The sequence below is a fragment of the Pseudomonas sp. FR229a genome (assembly GCF_030209115.1).
GTDB lineage: Bacteria > Pseudomonadota > Gammaproteobacteria > Pseudomonadales > Pseudomonadaceae > Aquipseudomonas > Aquipseudomonas moraviensis_A.
In genome coordinates this window covers 131,776-152,019 of record NZ_JARVSP010000012.1, presented here as the reverse complement: position 1 = coordinate 152,019, position 20,244 = coordinate 131,776, and the positions used below count along the sequence as shown (strand labels likewise).

Here is a 20,244-nt window from a genome sequence, read left to right as displayed (position 1 = left end):
TCGGTCTCCCTGATCAATGTGTGGAAAAGTCTGCAATCAGCTTATGCCTGAAGCACTTGGCGCGCCTGTCCGGCCGATCAACGGCGGCGTGGCGGTTTACTGCTGCGACCTGCACAGTTTCATTCGCGGCCTGCCGGCAACTGTCCCTGTGTTGCACGGGACAGGGCGCCTAGAATGACCGCTCTTGTCAGCAGGCTTTTGGGGTTCGCATGCACATTTCATCGGGGCGCTGGGTGTACGGACTGTTCCTGGCGCTGCTGACCGCGTTTCTGTGGGGCATCCTGCCGATCAAGCTCAAACAGGTGCTGCTGGTGATGGACCCGGTCACGGTGACCTGGTTTCGCCTGTTGGTGTCCGGCGGCTGCCTGTTCATCTATCTGGCCTCGGTCAAACGCCTGCCGAGTCGCAAGGTGCTCGGCCCCAAGGGCGGCTGGTTGGTGCTGATGGCCGTGCTGGGGCTGGTCGGCAATTACGTGCTGTACCTGATGGGCCTCAACCTGCTCAGCCCCGGCACCGCGCAACTGGTGGTGCAAATGGGCCCGATCATGTTGCTGATTGCCAGCCTGTTCGTGTTCAGGGAACGCTTCAGCATCGGCCAGGGCATCGGCTTGCTGGTGCTGCTGATCGGCTTTGGTCTGTTCTTCAATCAGCGCCTGGCCGAACTGCTGACCTCGCTGTCCGATTACACCGCTGGCGTGCTGTTGGTGTTGCTGGCGTCGACCGTCTGGACCTTTTACGCGCTGGGTCAGAAGCAATTGCTGACGGTGTGGAATTCGTTGCAGGTGATGATGGTGATCTACCTGTTCTGCGCGCTGTTGCTGACGCCGTGGGTGCATCCGCTGGAAGCGCTGGCGCTGAGCCCGCTGCAGGGCTGGCTGTTGCTGGCGTGTTGCATGAATACCTTGATCGCTTACGGCGCATTCGCTGAAGCGCTGGCGCATTGGGAAGCGTCGCGGGTCAGTGCGACGCTGGCGATCACGCCGTTGGTGACGTTTGTTGCGGTGGCCATTGCGGCGCGGATCTGGCCCGAGTATGTGCATGCCGAGCAGATCAATGCCCTGGGCTATGGCGGGGCGGTGCTGGTGGTGCTGGGTTCGGCGCTGGTGGCGCTGGGGCCATCGTTGATTGCCGGGCTCAGGGCGCGGCGGCTGAAGATGGCAGCCAGTTAAACCGCGTCATCTTCATCGCGAGCAGGCTCACTCCTACAGTTGAAATGCGTACCCCCTGTAGGAGTGAGCCTGCTCGCGATGACTTACTAACAGACGCTACAGATCTAGCCCTTGGCGCCCGCTTCGATCATGTTCTCCGGCCGCACCCACGCATCGAACTCTTCATCGGTCAGATAACCCAGCTGCAGCGCCGCCTCACGCAAGGTCAGCCCTTCGCTGTAGGCCTTCTTGGCGATCTCCGCCGACTTGTCATAACCGATGTGCGGGTTCAGTGCAGTCACCAGCATCAGCCCACGCTCCAGATGTTTGGCCATGGCCTCGGCATCCGGCTCGAGTCCGGCGATGCAGTGCTGCTGGAAGTTGCTGCAGCCATCGCCGAGCAAGCGGATCGATTGCAGCAGGTTGTGGATGATCACTGGTTTGAACACGTTCAACTGCAAGTGCCCCTGGCTCGCAGCAATACCGATCGCCACGTCGTTGCCGAGCACCTGACAGGCGAGCATCGACAGCGCTTCGCACTGGGTCGGGTTGACCTTGCCGGGCATGATCGAGCTGCCCGGTTCGTTGGCCGGCAGCTTCACTTCCGCGAACCCCCCGCGCGGACCCGAGCCAAGCAGACGCAGGTCGTTGGCAATTTTCATCAGCGCCACAGCGAGGGTTTTCAGCGCACCGGACAGGGTGACCAGCGGCTCATGGCCGGCCAGCGCGGCAAATTTGTTCGGCGCGGTGACGAACGGCAAGCCGGACAGCGCAGCGAGCTCGGCAGCAATCGCCTCACCGAAGCCGTGGGGCGAATTCAGCCCGGTGCCCACCGCAGTGCCGCCCTGCGCCAGCTCGCAGACCGCGGGCAATGCGGCACGAATCGCGCGCTCGGCATAATCCAGTTGCGCGATGAACCCGGACAGCTCCTGACCGAAGGTGATCGGCGTCGCGTCCATCATGTGCGTGCGCCCGGTCTTCACCAGTTTCATATGGCGCGCCGCCAGTTCAGCGAGGCCGCCGGACAACTCGGCAATCGCCGGCAGCAGCTGTTCCTGCACCGCTTTGGCGGTGGCGATGCTCATGGCGGTAGGGAAGCAGTCGTTGGAGCTTTGCGAGCGGTTGACGTGATCGTTCGGGTGCACCGGCGACTTGCCGCCGCGCGGGTTGCCGGCCAGTTCATTGGCGCGGCCGGCGATCACCTCGTTGACATTCATGTTGCTCTGGGTGCCGCTGCCGGTCTGCCAGACCACCAGCGGAAACTGCTCGTCGTGCTCACCGGCGAGGACTTCATCGGCGGCCTGTTCGATCAGGCGGGCGATGTCGGCGGGCAGATCGCCGTTGCGGTCGTTGACCCGCGCGGCGGCTTTCTTGATTAGCGCCAGGGCATGCAGCACCGGTAGCGGCATGCGTTCCTGACCAATGGCGAAGTTGATCAGCGAGCGTTGCGTCTGAGCACCCCAGTAAGCGTCGTCCGGGACTTCGATCTGGCCCAGGCTGTCGGTTTCGATACGGCTCATCGTGCACACTCCTGTTGGTCTGTTGGCGCAATTTAGGCCGGCATCGGCCCGGGTGGTTCCATCGGCTCGATTGTTGACCGCAAAGCCCCGCCAATCAAGCGCGGCAAGGGGCGGGGGTTGAGCCACAGCGATTGTTAGGCGCAGAATGGTCGCCCTTGGGGTTCGACCTCGCTTTGCTTAAAGGAAACTCGATGACTCGTCTTCGCGCCATCTGTACCGCGGTTGCACTGGTTTGCGCCAGCGGCCAGGTGCTTGCCGATACCGCCAGCCACAACGCCAGTGCCGAAGCTTTCCTGACGCTGGCTCACGCTGACAAGCTGGGTACCCCGGTGTACATGCAAGTGCAGCAAATGTTCGCCCAGCGCTTTGAACAGACCAAAGCGCCGGAGTCGAAGAAAGCCGTTCTCGAAACCTACCAGGCCAAGGCCAACGCCGCGCTGGACCAGGCCATCGGCTGGAACAAGCTCAAGCCGGACATGGTCAAGCTCTACACCAGCAACTTCAGCGAATCCGAGCTGAAGGATCTGGTGGCTTTCTACCAGTCGCCACTGGGCAAGAAAGTCCTCGAAAAAATGCCGCAGCTGACCCAGCAGTCGGCGCAGATGACCCAGGGCAAACTCGAAAGCGCGGTGCCTGTGGTCAACAAGCTGCTCGACGACATGACCAAAGAGCTGGACCCGAAAGGCGCTGCTGCGCCGGCCAAGAAGAAGTAAGCGGAGTTCGTGATGACCATGCAACAACGCATCGAATCGACGCTGGCTTTGTTACAGCCTGAGCACCTGCAAGTGCTGGACGAAAGCCACATGCACAGTCGCGGGTTACAGACCCACTACAAGGCTGTGGTGGTCAGCGCGCAGTTCGAAGGCCTGAACCGGGTCAAGCGTCACCAGAAAGTCTACGGCACGCTCGGCGAGCTGATGGGCGAGTTCCATGCGTTGGCGCTGCACACCTATACCCCGCAGGAATGGGCAGAGCTCGATGGCGCCCCGGCGTCGCCGACCTGTGCTGGCGGTAGCAAACACTGAGGATAGTGAGGGCTGTTGTGGCAAGGGAGCTTGCTCCCGCTGGAGTGCGCAGCGCTCCCGAGGCTGCAAAGGTGCACGGGCTGAAGGAATGCGCTTGCTGGTTTTATGACTGCTGCGCAGCCAAGCGGGAACAAGCTCCCTCGCCACAGAGATATCAGTGCACCGTCAATTGACCGTGTTTTTTGCTAGAATCCGCAACGCGCCGCTTAGCCGGCGCGTTTTTTTTGAATCCGGTTCACCCTTTGCGAGGGTAGCCACCTGGAGAAATACCCATGACACAACCGATTGTCGTGGCGGCACTGTACAAGTTCGTCACCCTCGAAGATTACGTTGACCTGCGCGAGCCACTGCTGCAAGCGATGGTCGACAACGGCATCAAAGGCACCCTGTTGATCGCCGAAGAAGGCATCAACGGCACGGTTTCCGGCAGCCGTGAGGGTATCGATGGTCTGCTCGCCTGGCTGAAGAACGATCCGCGCATGGTCGATATCGACCACAAGGAATCCTACTGCGACGAGCAGCCGTTCTACCGCACCAAGGTCAAGCTGAAGAAAGAGATCGTCACCCTCGGCGTCGAAGGCGTTGACCCGAACAAGAAGGTCGGCACCTACGTCGAGCCGCAGGACTGGAATGCGCTGATCAGCGACCCGGAAGTGCTGCTGATCGACACGCGCAACGATTACGAAGTGTCGATCGGCACCTTCGAAGGCGCCATCGATCCGAAAACCACCAGTTTTCGCGAGTTTCCCGACTACATCAAAGAACACTTCGACCCGGCCGTGCACAAGAAGGTCGCGATGTTCTGCACCGGCGGCATTCGCTGCGAAAAAGCCTCGAGCTACATGCTCGGCGAAGGTTTCGAAGAGGTCTACCACCTCAAGGGCGGCATTCTGAAATACCTCGAAGAGGTGCCGCAGGAAGAAACCAAGTGGCACGGCGACTGTTTCGTCTTCGACAACCGCGTGACCGTGCGTCACGACCTGACGGAAGGCGACTACGATCAATGTCATGCCTGCCGCACACCGGTCAGCGTTGAGGATCGCGCCTCCGAGCACTACGTCGCCGGCATCAGTTGCCCGCATTGCTGGGACAAGCTCAGCGAGAAGACCCGGCGCAGCGCCATCGATCGGCAAAAGCAGATCGAACTGGCCAAGGCGCGCAACCAGCCGCACCCGATCGGCTACAACTATAAGCAAGCATCCACCGAGGCTTAACCATGTCTGCGCGCCTGCTCTATGTGATGGATCCGATGTGTTCATGGTGCTGGGGATTTGCTCCGGTGGCCAAGGCACTGGTCGAGCAGGCGCAGGCAGCCGGGGTCGAGCTGCATCTGGTGGTTGGCGGTTTGCGTACCGGCAGCGGTTCGGCGCTGGAGCCGACCACGCGACGCTACATTCTGGAGCACTGGCAAGCGGTCACCGAGGCCACCGGCCAGCCGTTCAAATTCGACGGCGCGTTGCCTGACGGATTTGTCTACGACACCGAACCGGCCTGTCGCGCCATCGTCACCGCGCGCAGTCTGGCGCCGGATTGCGCGTGGACGTTGGTCGGGCTGATCCAGCAGGCGTTCTATGCCGAAGGTCGCGATGTCACTCAGGCCAGCGTGCTGGTCGAACTGGCGGAGCAGGCCGGTGTGCCGCGTATCGAATTCGCCGCGCTGTTCGATCATGCCGAGCAGCACAAGGCGACCCAGGCCGATTTCAGCTGGGTGCAGGATCTGGGCATCGCCGGATTCCCGACCCTGCTCGCCGAGCGCAACGGTCAACTGGCGCTGCTGACCAACGGCTATCAACCGCTCAGCGAGCTTTCGCCATTGCTCGGCCGCTGGCTGGAGCGCGCGGCCTGTGTCTGACCGGGCCGATGACACGCCAGCCGTAGAGCGTGTCGACCGGCTGAGCTGGGCCGAAGTCCGGCGTCTGGCATTGCATCACAAGAAATCCCTGTGGATCGCCAACGGCGTGGCTGTGCTGGCGACGTTGTGCAGTGTGCCGATTCCGTTGCTGCTGCCATTGCTGGTCGACGAAGTCCTGCTCGGCCACGGCGATGCGGCACTGAAAGTCATGAACCATTTCCTGCCGAGCATGTGGCAGCAGGCGGCGGGTTATATCGGCCTGATGCTGGTGGTGACCCTGACTCTGCGTTGCAGCGCCCTGTGTTTTGGTGTTTTGCAGTCGCGGCTGTTCGCGCGGCTGGCCAAGGACATCGTCTACCGGATTCGCGTGCGTCTGATCGAACGGCTCAAGCGTATCTCCCTCGGCGAATACGAAAGCCTTGGCAGCGGTACGGTGACGACGCATCTGGTCACCGATCTGGACACGCTGGATAAATTCGTCGGCGAAACCCTTAGCCGCTTCCTTGTGGCCATGCTGACCCTGGTCGGCACCGCCAGCATCCTGATGTGGATGCACTGGAAGCTGGCGCTGCTGATTCTGCTGTTCAACCCGTTGGTGATCTACGCCACGGTGCAGTTGGGCAAACGTGTCAAACATCTGAAGAAACTGGAGAACGACAGCACTTCGCGCTTCACCCAGGCGCTGAGTGAAACCCTCGATGCGATTCAGGAAGTGCGCGCCGGCAACCGCCAGGGCTATTTCCTCGGGCGTCTCGGGGTGCGAGCGCAGGAAGTGCGCAACTACGCGGTCAACTCGCAGTGGAAAACCGACGCCTCGAACCGCGCCAGTGGTTTGCTGTTCCAGTTCGGCATCGACATCTTCCGCGCAGCAGCGATGCTCACCGTGCTGTTTTCCGACCTGTCGATCGGCCAGATGCTCGCGGTGTTCAGTTACCTGTGGTTCATGATCGGCCCGGTCGAACAGTTGCTTAACCTGCAATACGCCTACTACGCGGCGGGCGGCGCACTGGCGCGGATCAATGAACTGCTGGCGCGCGCCGACGAGCCGCAGTATCCCGGCGGCGTCGATCCGTTCAAGGGCCGCGACACCGTCGGCATCGAGGTGCAAGGCCTGAGCTTCGGTTATGGCGACGAGCTGGTGCTGGATCAGATGAACCTGTCGATCCTGCCCGGCGAGAAAGTTGCGATTGTCGGCGCCAGCGGCGGCGGCAAGAGTACCTTGGTGCAGCTGCTGTTGGGCCTGTACACGCCAGCGGCCGGGACCATCCGCTTCGGCGGCTCGACCCAGCAGGAAATCGGTCTGGAGACGGTGCGCGAGAACGTCGCGGTGGTGCTGCAGCATCCGGCACTGTTCAACGACAGCGTGCGCGCCAACCTGACCATGGGCCGGATTCGCAGCGACGAAGCCTGCTGGCAGGCTCTGGAAATTGCGCAAATGGCCTCGACCATCCGCGCGCTGCCAGATGGCCTCAACAGCATCGTCGGTCGTTCCGGCGTGCGTTTGTCCGGCGGCCAGCGCCAACGTCTGGCGATCGCACGGATGATCCTCGCCGAGCCGAAAGTGGTCATTCTCGACGAAGCCACCTCGGCCCTCGACGCCGCCACCGAGTACAACCTGCATCAGGCGATGGCGAAATTTCTCAACGGTCGCACCACATTGATCATTGCCCATCGCCTTTCGGCGGTTAAGCAGGCGGACCGGGTGCTGGTGTTCGACGGCGGGCAGATCGCCGAGGACGGCGACCATCGCCAACTGATCGCCGACGGCGGTCTGTACGCCAAGCTCTACGGCAACTTGCAACAGCACTGATCGAAACCTTCGCCGACCTGTCAGACGTTCTGCGCGCGGTGTAAGGCCGCGCCTTGCCTTGAACGAGAACCCCACCTAGTCTCGTCATAGCGAATTCGCCCGGAAGGCGAGCGGGCAGTGCTCATGCAAGGACTCTCATGAAGCAAAAGCAGACTCTGGGAACACCACGGTTGTTGGGTATCGTCTGGCCCTTTATTGCTGTCGTGGTGTTCCAGGCATTACTCGGGGGCGTGAGCCTTTACGTGCTTTCGGCCGTGCGTGGCTACGTGGCTGGAGAAAGCCTGTGGTCCAAGGGCCAGAAAGACGCCATCTATTATTTGAACCTCTACGCCGACAGCCGTGACGAGGCGATCTACCGCAAGTACCTGACGGCCATCGCCGTGCCCCAAGGCGGGCACGAATTGCGCCTGGCGCTGGATCGTCAGCCGCCGGATCTGCAGGCCGCGCGCGAAGGGATACTCAAGGGTGGTAATCACCCCGACGACGTTTCCAGCCTGATCTGGCTGTACCTCAATTTCCGTCACTTCAGTTATCTCGAAACGGCGATCGAGCGCTGGACCGTCGGCGACGCCTATCTCGACCGACTGCACGAAGTCGCGCAGGAGATGCATCAGGGCATTGCCCGGAACCAGGCCAGCCCCGGCGATGTGCAGCGCTGGAAAGTGCAGATCTTCGCCATCAACGATGCCGTGACCCCGGCAGCCAGGGCTTTCAGCGATGCCTTGGGCGAAGGGTCGCGGGTGATCATGCGGATTTTGCTGTTCACCAACCTGGCCACCGCGCTGGGTCTGATCGTGCTGGCGCTGTGGCGCACGCACAAACTGCTCAAACAACGACATGAGTTTGCCCAGGCACTGCAACTGGAGAAGGATCGCGCGCATATCACCTTGCAGTCGATTGGCGATGGCGTGATCACCACCGACGTCAACGGCGCGATCGATTACATGAACCCGGCCGCCGAAGCCATGACCCACTGGAAGGCCGAGCAGGCGGCGGGCCTGCCGCTGTCTGCGCTGTTCAACCTGCTCGACGAGAATGCCCAGACCGAAGGGCTGACCTTGATCGAGCACATTCTCAGCGGTCAGCTCAGCGGCGGCAGCGAGCATTCCAAATTGATTCAGCGTCTGGATGGCAGCACGTTGTCGGTGACCCTGGTCGGTGCGCCGATCCGCAATGCCGGCAATGTCAGCGGCACCGTGCTGGTGTTGCACGACATGACCCAGGAGCGGCAGTACATCGCCAATCTGTCGTGGCAGGCGACCCATGATGCGCTGACCGGGCTGGCCAACCGCCGCGAATTCGAATATCGCCTCGAACAGGCCTTGCACAACCTGACACGCCAGCCCGGGCGGCATGCGCTGATGTTCCTCGATCTGGACCAGTTCAAACTGGTCAACGACACCTGCGGCCATGCGGCAGGCGATGAGTTGTTGCGGCATATCTGCACGCTGCTGCAATCGGGCCTGCGCGAGGGCGACACGCTGGCGCGGTTGGGCGGCGACGAATTCGGCATCCTGCTGGAGAACTGCCCGCCGGAGGTGGCGGAGAAGATTGCCGAGAGCCTGCGCCAGACCGTGCAGAACCTGCATTTTGTCTGGAAAGGGCGGCCGTTTCTGACCACGGTCAGTATCGGCCTGGTCCACGTGGCGCAGAATCCGACCACCCTTGAGGCCTCGCTGCGGGCGGCGGACATGGCCTGCTACATGGCCAAGGAAAAGGGCCGCAACCGCGTGCAGGTCTATCACGCCGACGATTCCGAACTGTCCATGCGCTTCGGTGAAATGGCCTGGGTGCAACGGCTGCACATGGCGCTGGAGGAAAACCGCTTCTGCCTGTATGCGCAACAGATCGCGCCGCTCAAACCGCAACCCGGTCAGGCCGGGCACATCGAGATCCTCCTGCGTCTGCACGATGAGTCGGGGCGGATGATTTTGCCGGACAGCTTTATTCCGGCGGCAGAGCGCTATGGTTTGATGACCCAGTTAGATCGCTGGGTAGTTCAGAACGTGTTTAAGGTAATTGCTCAGTGTATTGAGCAGGAACATGAACTTCCGTTAGCGATGTGTGCGATTAATCTGTCAGGCATTACTATCGGAGATGACGCGTTTTTGCACTTCCTGCGCGAACAGTTTGTTAACTACGCTATACCGCCTGAAATGATTTGTTTTGAAATTACTGAAACCAGTGCAATCGCCAATCTTGGCAGCGCAATTCGTTTTATCAATGAACTCAAAGGCTTAGGTTGTCACTTTTCCCTGGATGACTTTTGTGCCGGAATGTCTTCATTCGCTTACTTGAAACATTTGCCTGTAGACTTCCTGAAGATCGACGGGAGTTTCGTAAAGGACATGCTGGACGACCCGATTAATCGGGCAATGGTCGAGGTGATCAATCACATCGGCCATGTTATGGGTAAGCAGACAATTGCCGAGTTTGTTGAAACTAACCAGATCGAACAGGCATTGCTTGAAATAGGTGTGGATTATGCTCAGGGTTATGTCATAGAGCGTCCGCAGTTGTTTACCTGTGACAGTTTGCAAAGTCGCCCTGCCAGACCGCAGCCGTTGTTGTTCAAAGCGCCTGGCACGTTCCGTTGAAGTCTCTCGCCGATCCTTGCCATCACAACTCAAAAGGAGCCGAACAGTGATCGACACATTCAACCGAACCGGACCCCTCATGGAAGCTGCAAGTTATCCTGCCTGGGCACAACAGCTCATCAAGGATTGCAGCGAGAGCAAGCGCCGGGTTGTCGAACATGAACTTTATCAGCGCATGCGTGACAACAAACTCAGCGCGAAAACCATGCGCCAGTACCTGATCGGCGGCTGGCCGGTGGTCGAGCAGTTTGCCTTGTACATGGCGCAGAACCTCACCAAGACCCGCTTCGCCCGCCATCCCGGCGAGGACATGGCGCGGCGCTGGCTGATGCGCAACATCCGCGTCGAACTCAATCACGCCGACTACTGGATGCACTGGAGCCGCGCCCATGGCGTCAGCCTCGAAGATCTCCAGGCTCAGCAAGTGCCACCGGAGCTGCACGCCCTGAGTCACTGGTGCTGGCACACCAGCTCGGCGGATTCGCTGATCGTCGCGATCGCCGCGACCAACTATGCGATCGAGGGCGCGACCGGGGAGTGGTCAGCGGTGGTCTGCTCGACCGGGGTCTATGCGGCGGCGTTCCCGGAAGAGGACCGCAAGCGCGCGATGAAGTGGTTGAAGATGCACGCCCAGTACGATGATGCCCACCCGTGGGAAGCGCTGGAAATCATCTGCACCCTGGCCGGCCTGAACCCGACCAAGGCTTTGCAGGCCGAGCTGCGGCAGGCGATCTGCAAGAGCTACGACTACATGTACCTGTTCCTCGAACGGTGCATGCAGCTTGAAACGTCGGAGCGGTTGCTGGTCGGCCGCGAGCGCAGGACCGTAACCGAGAGCTGATAGAACTGTGGGAGCGAGCCTGCTCGCGAAAGCGGTGGGTCATTCAACGAATCGTTGTCTGACACTCCCTCTTCGCGAGCAGGCTCGCTCCCACAATGATTTCTAGCCGGCCATCGCCAGCCGGTTACGCCCCTCGCGCTTTGCGACATAGAGCGCACTGTCCGCGCGGCGCAGCAAGCTGTCCGCCGATTCGCCCGGCAACAACGTCGAGCATCCCAGGCTCACGGTGATCTCGATCAACTGGCCATCGGCGAAATATTCCTCCGACTGCGTCGCCTGGCGCAAACGCTCGCCGACCATCGCCGCCGCTTCACGGCCGGTGTTGGACAGCAGGATCAGAAACTCCTCGCCGCCATAACGGAACACCATGTCGACGTTGCGCAGCTGCGCCTTGATCGACGCTGCGATAGCCTTGAGCACGTCATCCCCGGCGCCGTGGCCGTGTTCGTCGTTGACCCGTTTGAAGTGGTCGATGTCGAGCATCAGCACCGACAGCGGCTGCACATGGCGGCGCGACATGTCGATCTCGCGCTGTAAGGTCTGCTCCATCGCCACGCGATTGCCGGCGCCGGTCAACGGGTCGCGCAAGGCACTTTGAGTGGCGGCGCGATAGAGCAGGGCGTTGCGCATCGGATAGAGCAGGCAGGACAGCAGCGACTCGAGGTCGCCCTGTTCCTTGTCGTTGAAACGCTGATTGCGGCGGAAGACCAGCTCGCCCATGTGCTCGCCTTCGTGGCTCAGGGTGTAGCTGACCGAATGGTGGCCGCGCGCGCCGAACTCCAGGCGCAGATCACTGGCCTTATGCACGTAGCTCAGCGCGTCCAACGGCACCAGCCGCTGGATTTCGCGGAAAAAGAGGCCAAGGATGCGCTGTGGCTCAAGGCTGGTTTGCAGTTGCAGGCTCATTTGCTGACGCAATTGCGCCAGGCTGGTCGGGCGCTCGATCAGCGCCGGTAGTTGACCGAAGCCCAGGCGCTGCAATTTGGCACTGTCAAAGTCAATTGCATGGGTCTGGGAAGGAGATTTCATATGGCGTGAGCCCCTAAGCAGTAAGTCTGTCTTACAGGCTGGGTGAGAGCGGCTATGGGCTGCGCGTCGTACTGATCCATCAGTCCCGTAGGACGTTTGGCGTAAGTTTAGTCTGCCGCAGGACGATCAGTCAGCTATCGAAATCGGCGTTGCCCCATGGCCATCACACGGCATGTTTTGAGGGAATTTAGAGCGAAACCCGTGCCATTCGGTTCGATTTTATTTAAAGCTTTTCGAATCAATGACTTGCTGAAAGGTGCCAGCGTCTAGCGCTGGGTAATTGGCGGCTTTGTGACGCTTCTGAGCGGCAATGGTTTGCCGCGACAGCATTCTGCCGCGGCAACAAATGCGACGTATGGCGTTATTGAGCGTTGAAAGCCTGGCCATTGACGCCTGTGCTGTCGGGACCCATCAGGTACAGATACACCGGCATGATCTCTTCCGGCGTCGGGTTGTTCAGCGGATTTTCCGCCGGGTATGCCTGCGCACGCATGCTGGTGCGGGTGCCGCCGGGGTTGATGCTGTTGGAGCGCACCGGCGCCACGCCTTCGACTTCGTCGGCCAGGGTTTGCATCAGGCCTTCGGTGGCGAATTTCGACACGCCGTAGGCGCCCCAATACGCACGGCCCTTGCGCCCGACGCTGCTGGAGGTGAACACCACCGAAGCATCCTGGGACAGCTTGAGCAGCGGCAGCAAGGTGCTGGTCAGCATGAACATCGCGTTGACGTTGACCTGCATGACGCGCATGAAGTTTTCGCCGGACAGTTGCTCGATCGGCGTGCGTGGGCCGATGATCGAGGCGTTGTGCAGCAGCCCGTCGAGGTGGCCGAACTCGGTTTCGATCATCGCTGCCAGTTCATCGTACTGATGGGGCAGGGCAGTCTCAAGGTTGAACGGGATCACCGCCGGCTGCGGATGACCGGCCGCTTCGATCTCGTCGTAGACCTCGGTCAGATTGGCCTCTGTCTTGCCCAGCAGCAGCACGGTGGCGCCGTGTGCGGCATAGGTCTTCGCCGCAGCCGCGCCAATGCCACGACCGGCACCCGTGACGAGGATGACCCGGTCCTTGAGCAATTCGGGGCGAGCGGTGTAATCAAACATAAAAACCTCATAGTCCTTAAAAGATCGTCCGAACGCGGCCCGAGCCTTCGGCAGCTCCTGCATGGGAATGCATTCTCCTGTAGGAGCTGCCGAAGGCTGCGATCTTTTGATTTTGGTCAGCAGTTGCAAAGCGCGCTATCGAGCACCTTGCGCAACTCCAGCGGGTGATCCACGACCACGTCCGCGCCCCAATGCCGCGGGTTGTCATCAGGGTGAATGTAGCCGTAGGTCACCGCAGCGGTCTTGGTGCCGGCGTCGCGGCCCGATTCGATATCGCGCAGATCATCGCCGATAAACAGCACGGTCGACGGATCCAGATCAAGCATCTTGCAGGCGAGGATCAACGGCTCCGGGTCCGGCTTGCTGTTCTTCACATGGTCCGGGCAGATCAGCAGCGCCGAACGCTCGGCCAGCCCCAGACGTTGCATGATCGGCTCGGCGAAGCGCACCGGTTTGTTGGTGACCACACCCCAGATCAGATTGGCCTTTTCGATGTCGGCGAGCAGTTCGCTCATGCCGTCGAACAGTCTGCTGTGCACTGCGCAGCCGACCAGATAGCGCTCGAGAAACTCCAGGCGCAGCTCCTCGAAGCCTGGCGATTCGGGGTCCATCGAGAACGTCACCGCGACCATCGCCTTGGCGCCGCCGGAGATTTCATCGCGAATGTGCTTGTCGTTGATCGGCGGCAAACCGCGATCGGCGCGCATTGCCTGGCAGATGGCAATGAAGTCCGGCGCGGTGTCGAGCAGGGTGCCGTCCATGTCGAAAAGTACCGCTCTGATGGCCATCGGCTTATTCCTCGCGCAGGGTCTGGATCATGTAGTTGACGTCAACGTCGTTGGCCAGCTTGTAGTGCTTGGTCAGCGGGTTGTAGGTCAGACCGATGATGTCCTTGACCGTCAGGCCGGCCATGCGGCTCCACGCGCCGAGCTCGGACGGGCGAATGAATTTCTTGAAATCATGGGTGCCGCGCGGCAGCAGCTTCATGATGTATTCGGCGCCGATGATCGCGAACAGATACGCCTTCGGGTTGCGGTTGATGGTCGAGAAGAACACCTGGCCGCCCGGCTTGACCATGCGGAAGCAGGCGCGGATCACTGAGGACGGATCCGGCACGTGCTCGAGCATTTCCAGGCAGGTGACCACATCGAACTGCTCGGGCATCTCGTCAGCGAGGGCTTCGGCGGTGATCTGCCGGTATTCGACGCTGACCCCGGATTCCAGCTGATGCAGTTGCGCGACCGCCAGCGGCGCTTCGCCCATATCGATGCCCATCACCGTGGCGCCGCGCTGGGCCATGGCTTCGCTGAGGATGCCGCCGCCGCAGCCGACGTCGAGGACTTTCTTGCCGGCCAGGTTGACCCGTTCGTCGATCCAGTTGACCCGCAGCGGGTTGATGTCGTGCAGTGGCTTGAATTCGCTTTCGCGGTCCCACCAGCGATGGGCCAGGGCCTCGAATTTGGCGATTTCGGCGTGGTCGACGTTGCTCATGTTCAATTCCTCGAAAAACCTGAAAAGGGCTGTAGCCGCGGATATTGCGCCGCGGTGTTTACGATTCGGTATGGCCGCTGATGCGCTGGCCCCAGTGGCGGGCGGTCTCGCCCAGCTGTTGTTCGTCCATGCGGGTCAGGCGCCGATCGTCGAGCAGTTGTTTGCCGGCGACCCACAGGTGTTTCACGCAATCGCGCCCGGTGGCATAGATCAACTGCGACACCGGGTCGTACACCGGTTGCTGCGCCAGACCGGACAGATCGAAAGCGACGATGTCCGCGGCTTTGCCGATCTCCAGCGAGCCAACCTGCGTCTCGATGCCCAATGCACGGGCGCCATTCAGCGTGGCCATGCGCAAGGCGCGATGGGCATCCAGCGCGGTGGCGGAGCCAGCGACGGCTTTGGCCAGCAGGGCGGCAGTGCGGGTTTCCCCGAGCAGGTCGAGATCATTGTTGCTCGCCGCGCCATCGGTGCCGACAGCCACATTGACCCCAGCCTGCCACAAACGCTCGACCGGGCAGAAGCCGCTGGCCAGTTTGAGGTTGGATTCCGGGCAGTGGATCACGCTGCTGTTGCTTTCTACCAGCAGGGCGAGGTCGTCATCGCTGATCTGGGTCATGTGCACGGCCTGGAAGCGCGGGCCGAGCAGGCCAAGGCGCGCGAGGCGCGCCAGTGGCCGTTCGCCGGTCTGCTCGACGGCCTGCTGCACCTCGAATGCGGTTTCGTGCACGTGCATGTGGATCGAGGCGTCCAGCTCCTCGGCGATCACCCTGATTTTCTCGAGGTTCTCATCGCCGACGGTGTAGGGTGCATGAGGGCCGAAAGTGATCTTGATGCGTTCGTGATGCTTGAGGTCGCCGAACAACTCGACGCCCTGACGAATGGCTTCGTCGGCGCTGCTGGCACCGGGGATCGGGAAATCGAGGATCGGAATGGCGATCTGCGCACGGATGCCGCTGTTGTGCACGCGCTCGCTGGCGACTTTCGGGAAGAAATACATGTCCGAAAAACAGCTGATGCCGCCCTTGATCTGCTCGGCGATCGCCAGATCGGTGCCGTCGCGGACGAAGTCTTCATCGACCCATTTGCCTTCGGCCGGCCAGATGTGATTTTCCAGCCAGGTCATCAGCGGCAGATCGTCGGCCAGGCCCCGGAACAGTGTCATCGCCGCATGGCCGTGGGCGTTGATCAGCCCCGGCGCCAGCAAGATATCCGGCAGTTCACGGATCTGCGTGGCGTTACACTTCAATGCTTCAGCCCGCGGGCCGATAAATACGATGCGACCATCACGGATGCCCAGGCCGTGCTCCTTGAGCACCACGCCTGCAGGTTCGACGGGAACCAGCCAGGTCGGCAGCAATAACAGGTCGAGCGCAATGGCAGGTTTCGGCATCGAGGGTCGGTTCCAGTGCTTTTGTAAAGGATGGCGAAGTATACCCGAGCGTCTTCGCGGGGGGATCGCTATAATCGGCGGCTTTTGTTCATGAGTGCGGGGTGTGGGATGCGCGATCGACTGTTGGCTGCGGAGAAAGTGAAGGCCATCGATTGGCGTGATGGCGCGCTGCACCTGCTGGATCAGCGTATTTTGCCGTTCGAGGAAACCTGGATCGCTTACACCAGCGCCGCCGGCGTGGCCGAGGCGATTCGCTCGATGGTCGTGCGTGGCGCGCCGGCCATCGGCATCAGCGCGGCCTATGGCATCGTCCTCGCGGCGCGGGCGCGGATTGCCGAGGGTGGCGACTGGTACGCGGCGCTGGAAGAGGATTTTGCTTTGCTGGCGGATTCGCGGCCGACTGCGGTCAATCTGTTCTGGGCGCTGGGCCGCATGCACGATCGCCTGGATCGGTTGAAGAGCAACGCCGATCCGCTGGCGGCGCTCGAGGCCGAAGCCATCGCCATTCACCAAAGCGACCGCGAAGCCAACCTGACCATGGCGCAACTCGGCGTCGATCTGATTCGCAAGCATCAGGGCAACGCTCAGGCCATTCTGACTCACTGCAACACTGGCGCGCTGGCGACCGGCGGGTTCGGTACTGCGCTGGGTGTGATCCGCGCCGCTTATATAGAAGGCATGGTCGAGCGCGTCTACGCCGACGAAACCCGACCGTGGCTGCAGGGCTCGCGGCTGACCGCGTGGGAGCTGGCCAACGAAGGCATTCCGGTGACCCTGAACGCCGACTCCGCCGCCGCGCACATCATGAAAACCAAAGGCGTGACCTGGGTGATCGTCGGCGCTGATCGCATCACCGCCAATGGCGACGTGGCGAACAAGATCGGGACTTATCAACTGGCGGTGAACGCCATGCATCACGGCGTGCGCTTCATGGTGGTGGCGCCGAGTTCGACCATCGACATGAATCTGGCCAGCGGCGATGACATCCCGATCGAAGAGCGTGATGGCGCCGAGCTGCTGGAAGTTGGCGGCAAACGCGTCGGTGCCGACGTTGAAGCGTTCAACCCGGTGTTCGATGTCACTCCGGCGGATCTGATCGACGCGATCGTCACCGAAAAAGGCATCGTCGAGCGGCCGGACACCGCGAAAATGGCCCAGCTGATGTGCCGCAAGCGCCTGCATTGACAGGCTCTGGTCTTGCATTGAGCCCTTCGCGAGCAGGCTCGCTCCCACAGGTTTCGTGATCGCCACAGACCATTGTGGGAGCGAGCCTGCTCGCGAAGAGGCCGGTAAAGTCAATAAACACCTCCAATTCAGGCCGAGATTTCACATTCAACGAAGCTCTGAGCCTCTCTCGTCCCCCTCAAGCCTGTCATCGGTCAACTAACTATGCTCCATGCGCATCTGGGGGATAGGTGCGTGGCGGCCTTTGTGATAACATCCGGCGTTTTCCGAGGCGGCTCCACGGAGCTGTCTTTACTGCGCAAATCCGCGATCCAATGTTGATTTGTCGTAAGTCGGCGCATGGCACTCGGCCGGCCCCGACGAGCTTCGTTGCTCCCACATGGATATGACGAAGTTTCACCAGAAAAAGGAATCAGGCTTCTCATGGGCGAACTGGCCAAAGAAATCCTCCCGGTCAATATCGAAGACGAGCTGAAACAGTCCTACCTCGACTACGCAATGAGCGTGATCGTCGGCCGTGCACTGCCGGATGCGCGCGATGGCCTCAAGCCCGTGCACCGTCGCGTACTGTTCGCGATGAGCGAGCTGGGCAACGACTACAACAAGCCGTACAAGAAATCTGCCCGTGTCGTCGGCGACGTGATCGGTAAGTATCACCCGCACGGTGACACTGCCGTGTACGACACCATCGTTCGTATGGCCCAGCCTTTCTCCCTGCGCTACCTGCTGGTCGACGGCCAGGGCAACTTCGGTTCGGTCGACGGCGACAACGCCGCGGCCATGCGATACACCGAAGTGCGCATGACCAAGCTGGCGCACGAGCTGCTGGCTGACCTGCACAAGGAAACCGTGGACTGGGTGCCGAACTACGACGGCACCGAACTGATCCCGGCGGTCATGCCGACCCGCGTACCGAACCTCCTGGTCAACGGTTCCAGCGGTATCGCCGTGGGCATGGCGACCAACATTCCGCCGCACAACCTCGGTGAAGTCATCGACGGTTGCCTGGCCCTCATCGACAACCCCGAGCTGACCGTCGATGAGCTGATGCAATACATCCCCGGTCCGGACTTCCCGACTGCCGCGATCATCAACGGTCGCGCCGGCATCATCGAAGCCTATCGCACCGGTCGCGGGCGCATTTACATGCGTGCCCGCTCGATCATCGAAGACATCGACAAGGTCGGTGGCCGTCAGCAGATCGTCATCACCGAACTGCCTTACCAGTTGAACAAGGCGCGTCTGATCGAGAAAATCGCCGAACTGGTCAAGGAGAAGAAGCTCGAAGGTATCACCGAGCTGCGTGACGAGTCCGACAAGGACGGTATGCGCGTCGTGATCGAACTGCGTCGCGGCGAAGTGCCTGAGGTGATCCTCAACAACCTCTACGCCCAGACCCAGCTGCAATCGGTGTTCGGTATCAACATCGTCGCGCTGATCGACGGCCGTCCGCGCATCCTCAATCTCAAGGATTTGCTGGAAGCCTTCGTCCGTCACCGTCGCGAAGTGGTCACCCGCCGCACCGTGTTCGAACTGCGCAAGGCGCGCGAGCGCGGGCACATTCTCGAAGGCCAGGCCGTTGCCCTGTCGAACATCGACCCGGTGATCGCCCTGATCAAGGCCTCGCCAACGCCGTCGGAAGCCAAGGAAGCGCTGATCAGCACGCCTTGGGAATCCTCGGCGGTGGTGGCGATGGTTGAACGTGCCGGTGCCGATTCGTGCCGTCCGGAAAACCTCGATCCGCAATACGGTCTGCGCGAAGGCAAGTACTTCCTTTCGCCAGAACAGGCTCAAGCCATTCTCGAACTGCGTCTGCACCGCCTGACCGGTCTGGAGCACGAGAAGCTGCTGGCCGAGTACCAGGAGATCCTCAACCAGATCGGCGAGCTGATCCGCATCCTCAACAGCGCCGTGCGCCTGATGGAAGTGATCCGCGAAGAGCTGGAAGTGATCCGCGCCGAATACGGCGACGTGCGCCGCACCGAAATTCTCGATGCCCGTCTTGACCTGACCCTGGGTGACATGATCCCGGAAGAAGAGCGCGTCGTGACCATTTCCCACGGTGGCTACGCCAAGACCCAGCCGCTGGCTGCGTACCAGGCTCAGCGTCGTGGCGGCAAAGGCAAGTCGGCCACCGGCGTCAAGGACGAGGACTACATCGCTCACCTGCTGGTCGCCAACAGCCACACCACGCTGCTGCTGTTCTCCAGCAAGGGCAAGGTGTACTGGCTCAAGACCTACGAAATTCCGGAAGCATCCCGCGCGGCCCGTGGTCGTCCGCTGGTCAACCTGCTGCCGCTGGATGACGGTGAATACATCACCACCATGCTGCCGGTCGAGGAATACACCGAAGGTCACTACATCTTCATGGCCACCGCCAACGGCACCGTGAAGAAGACCCCGCTGGAATCCTTCAGTCGTCAGCGCAGCGTCGGTCTGATCGCGCTGGAGCTGGACGAAGGCGACGTGCTGATCTCTGCGGCCATTACCGATGGCCAGCGCGAAGTGATGCTGTTCTCCGACGGCGGCAAGGTCACCCGCTTCAAAGAGTCCGATGTACGTGCCATGGGCCGTACCGCGCGCGGCGTGCGCGGTATGCGTCTGCCGGAAGGGCAGAAGCTGATTTCCATGCTGATCCCGGAAGAAGGCAGCCAGATCCTCACCGCTTCCGAGCGTGGTTATGGCAAGCGCACCGCGATCACCGAGTTCCCTGAATACAAGCGTGGCGGCCAGGGCGTGATCGCCATGGTCAGCAACGAGCGTAACGGCCGTCTGGTCGGCGCGGTGCAGGTGCTCGACGGTGAAGAAATCATGCTGATCTCCGATCAGGGCACTCTGGTGCGTACCCGTGTCGGCGAAGTGTCGAGCCTGGGTCGTAACACTCAGGGCGTGACGCTGATCAAGCTGGCCAAGGATGAAACCCTGGTCGGGCTGGAGCGGGTCCAGGAGCCTTCGGAAGTCGAAGGCGAAGAGCTCGAAGGTGAAGAGGGCGAGGAATTCGCAGGCAGCGTCGGCATCGACGAGGCAGGTGAAGACCAGCAACTCGACGCCGCAGCTGACGAAGAACCGCAGGAATAAGCGGACAAACGAGGGGGCGGATGAGAATTCGCCCCCTTGTTATTTGTCCGGTATGAAATATCGTCAGGCAAGGAGATCCCCTGTAGGAGTGAGCCTGCTCGCGATAGCGGTGTTTCAGTCAGCGAATGTTTATCTGACACACCGCTATCGCGAGCAGGCTCACTCCTACACTG

16 protein-coding genes are annotated in these 20,244 nt (G+C 61.2%); 10 read left to right on the top strand and 6 right to left on the bottom strand.

The genetic code is table 11. The features are described from left to right. Positions 1 to 209: 209 nt before the first annotated feature. Positions 210 to 1,169 (top strand): DMT family transporter, encoded by a 960-nt coding sequence (locus tag QRN33_RS11240; protein WP_083352237.1) that lies wholly within the window; start codon positions 210 to 212, stop codon positions 1,167 to 1,169. A 104-nt stretch (positions 1,170 to 1,273) separates the two neighbouring features. Here QRN33_RS11240 and QRN33_RS11235 read toward each other — a convergent pair whose 3' ends face one another. Further along, positions 1,274 to 2,668: a class II fumarate hydratase gene (locus tag QRN33_RS11235; RefSeq protein ID WP_285408594.1), complete on the bottom strand. Its 1,395-nt coding sequence runs from the start codon at positions 2,666 to 2,668 to the stop codon at positions 1,274 to 1,276. Between the two features lie 191 nt (positions 2,669 to 2,859). Between QRN33_RS11235 and QRN33_RS11230 the strand changes: the two genes are divergently transcribed. From QRN33_RS11230 to QRN33_RS11200, 7 genes are all read left to right on the top strand, one after another. After that, complete coding sequence (locus tag QRN33_RS11230; protein ID WP_039760068.1) at positions 2,860 to 3,381, top strand: DUF2059 domain-containing protein; 522 nt, start codon at positions 2,860 to 2,862, stop codon at positions 3,379 to 3,381. 12 nt (positions 3,382 to 3,393) lie between these two features. After that, the gene (locus tag QRN33_RS11225) at positions 3,394 to 3,693 is read left to right on the top strand and encodes a BolA family protein (RefSeq protein WP_065616855.1); all 300 of its coding nucleotides are present in this window, start codon (positions 3,394 to 3,396) and stop codon (positions 3,691 to 3,693) included. Positions 3,694 to 3,965: 272 nt separating this feature from the next. Then, positions 3,966 to 4,907, top strand: coding sequence for an oxygen-dependent tRNA uridine(34) hydroxylase TrhO (trhO, locus tag QRN33_RS11220; RefSeq protein WP_064361494.1), 942 nt, complete (start codon positions 3,966 to 3,968; stop codon positions 4,905 to 4,907). 35 nt (positions 4,908 to 4,942) lie between these two features. Continuing rightward, positions 4,943 to 5,545 (top strand): DsbA family protein, encoded by a 603-nt coding sequence (locus tag QRN33_RS11215; RefSeq protein ID WP_172667887.1) that lies wholly within the window; start codon positions 4,943 to 4,945, stop codon positions 5,543 to 5,545. Then, positions 5,538 to 7,355: an ABC transporter ATP-binding protein gene (locus QRN33_RS11210; RefSeq protein WP_285408593.1), complete on the top strand. Its 1,818-nt coding sequence runs from the start codon at positions 5,538 to 5,540 to the stop codon at positions 7,353 to 7,355. Before QRN33_RS11215 ends, QRN33_RS11210 begins: the two co-directional genes overlap by 8 nt. 137 nt (positions 7,356 to 7,492) lie before the next feature. Next, positions 7,493 to 9,952: an EAL domain-containing protein gene (locus tag QRN33_RS11205; RefSeq protein WP_123418998.1), complete on the top strand. Its 2,460-nt coding sequence runs from the start codon at positions 7,493 to 7,495 to the stop codon at positions 9,950 to 9,952. Between the two features lie 46 nt (positions 9,953 to 9,998). Further along, the gene (locus QRN33_RS11200) at positions 9,999 to 10,793 is read left to right on the top strand and encodes an iron-containing redox enzyme family protein (RefSeq protein ID WP_285408591.1); all 795 of its coding nucleotides are present in this window, start codon (positions 9,999 to 10,001) and stop codon (positions 10,791 to 10,793) included. A gap of 102 nt (positions 10,794 to 10,895) precedes the next feature. Here the strand turns inward: QRN33_RS11200 and QRN33_RS11195 are convergent, their stop codons facing one another. The 5 genes from QRN33_RS11195 to QRN33_RS11175 all read right to left on the bottom strand — a co-directional run bounded on the left by QRN33_RS11195 (position 10,896) and on the right by QRN33_RS11175 (position 15,808). Beyond that, positions 10,896 to 11,822, bottom strand: a complete 927-nt coding sequence (locus tag QRN33_RS11195) for a GGDEF domain-containing protein (RefSeq protein WP_042607945.1) — start codon at positions 11,820 to 11,822, stop codon at positions 10,896 to 10,898. Positions 11,823 to 12,183: 361 nt separating this feature from the next. Then, positions 12,184 to 12,924, bottom strand: a complete 741-nt coding sequence (locus tag QRN33_RS11190; RefSeq protein ID WP_042607972.1) for a YciK family oxidoreductase — start codon at positions 12,922 to 12,924, stop codon at positions 12,184 to 12,186. 116 nt (positions 12,925 to 13,040) lie between these two features. Then, positions 13,041 to 13,712 (bottom strand): N-acetylmuramic acid 6-phosphate phosphatase MupP, encoded by a 672-nt coding sequence (gene mupP / locus QRN33_RS11185; protein ID WP_064361499.1) that lies wholly within the window; start codon positions 13,710 to 13,712, stop codon positions 13,041 to 13,043. A gap of 4 nt (positions 13,713 to 13,716) precedes the next feature. Then, complete coding sequence (gene ubiG / locus QRN33_RS11180) at positions 13,717 to 14,415, bottom strand: bifunctional 2-polyprenyl-6-hydroxyphenol methylase/3-demethylubiquinol 3-O-methyltransferase UbiG (protein WP_024013875.1); 699 nt, start codon at positions 14,413 to 14,415, stop codon at positions 13,717 to 13,719. 58 nt (positions 14,416 to 14,473) lie between these two features. Beyond that, entirely contained in the window at positions 14,474 to 15,808 is a 1,335-nt protein-coding gene (locus QRN33_RS11175) for a TRZ/ATZ family hydrolase (RefSeq protein ID WP_042607943.1), read from the bottom strand. Positions 15,809 to 15,916: 108 nt separating this feature from the next. Here QRN33_RS11175 and mtnA point away from each other — a divergent pair, with 108 nt between their 5' ends. Next, a complete protein-coding gene (gene mtnA, locus QRN33_RS11170; RefSeq protein ID WP_042607942.1) occupies positions 15,917 to 16,993 on the top strand; it encodes an S-methyl-5-thioribose-1-phosphate isomerase in 1,077 nt (358 codons plus the stop codon). Between the two features lie 423 nt (positions 16,994 to 17,416). Continuing rightward, positions 17,417 to 20,071, top strand: a complete 2,655-nt coding sequence (gene gyrA, locus QRN33_RS11165) for a DNA gyrase subunit A (protein ID WP_252873176.1) — start codon at positions 17,417 to 17,419, stop codon at positions 20,069 to 20,071. The last annotated feature ends 173 nt before the right edge of the window (positions 20,072 to 20,244 follow it).

Coding starts and splice junctions, on each gene's coding strand:
- QRN33_RS11190 (WP_042607972.1), bottom strand. CDS start 12,924: ATGTTTGATTACACCGCTCGCCCCGAATTGCTCAAGGACCGGGTCATC.
- QRN33_RS11175 (WP_042607943.1), bottom strand. CDS start 15,808: ATGCCGAAACCTGCCATTGCGCTCGACCTGTTATTGCTGCCGACCTGG.
- QRN33_RS11205 (WP_123418998.1), top strand. CDS start 7,493: ATGAAGCAAAAGCAGACTCTGGGAACACCACGGTTGTTGGGTATCGTC.
- QRN33_RS11215 (WP_172667887.1), top strand. CDS start 4,943: ATGTGTTCATGGTGCTGGGGATTTGCTCCGGTGGCCAAGGCACTGGTC.
- trhO (WP_064361494.1), top strand. CDS start 3,966: ATGACACAACCGATTGTCGTGGCGGCACTGTACAAGTTCGTCACCCTC.
- QRN33_RS11240 (WP_083352237.1), top strand. CDS start 210: ATGCACATTTCATCGGGGCGCTGGGTGTACGGACTGTTCCTGGCGCTG.
- QRN33_RS11225 (WP_065616855.1), top strand. CDS start 3,394: ATGACCATGCAACAACGCATCGAATCGACGCTGGCTTTGTTACAGCCT.
- mupP (WP_064361499.1), bottom strand. CDS start 13,712: ATGGCCATCAGAGCGGTACTTTTCGACATGGACGGCACCCTGCTCGAC.
- QRN33_RS11235 (WP_285408594.1), bottom strand. CDS start 2,668: ATGAGCCGTATCGAAACCGACAGCCTGGGCCAGATCGAAGTCCCGGAC.
- mtnA (WP_042607942.1), top strand. CDS start 15,917: ATGCGCGATCGACTGTTGGCTGCGGAGAAAGTGAAGGCCATCGATTGG.
- QRN33_RS11230 (WP_039760068.1), top strand. CDS start 2,860: ATGACTCGTCTTCGCGCCATCTGTACCGCGGTTGCACTGGTTTGCGCC.
- QRN33_RS11195 (WP_042607945.1), bottom strand. CDS start 11,822: ATGAAATCTCCTTCCCAGACCCATGCAATTGACTTTGACAGTGCCAAA.
- ubiG (WP_024013875.1), bottom strand. CDS start 14,415: ATGAGCAACGTCGACCACGCCGAAATCGCCAAATTCGAGGCCCTGGCC.
- gyrA (WP_252873176.1), top strand. CDS start 17,417: ATGGGCGAACTGGCCAAAGAAATCCTCCCGGTCAATATCGAAGACGAG.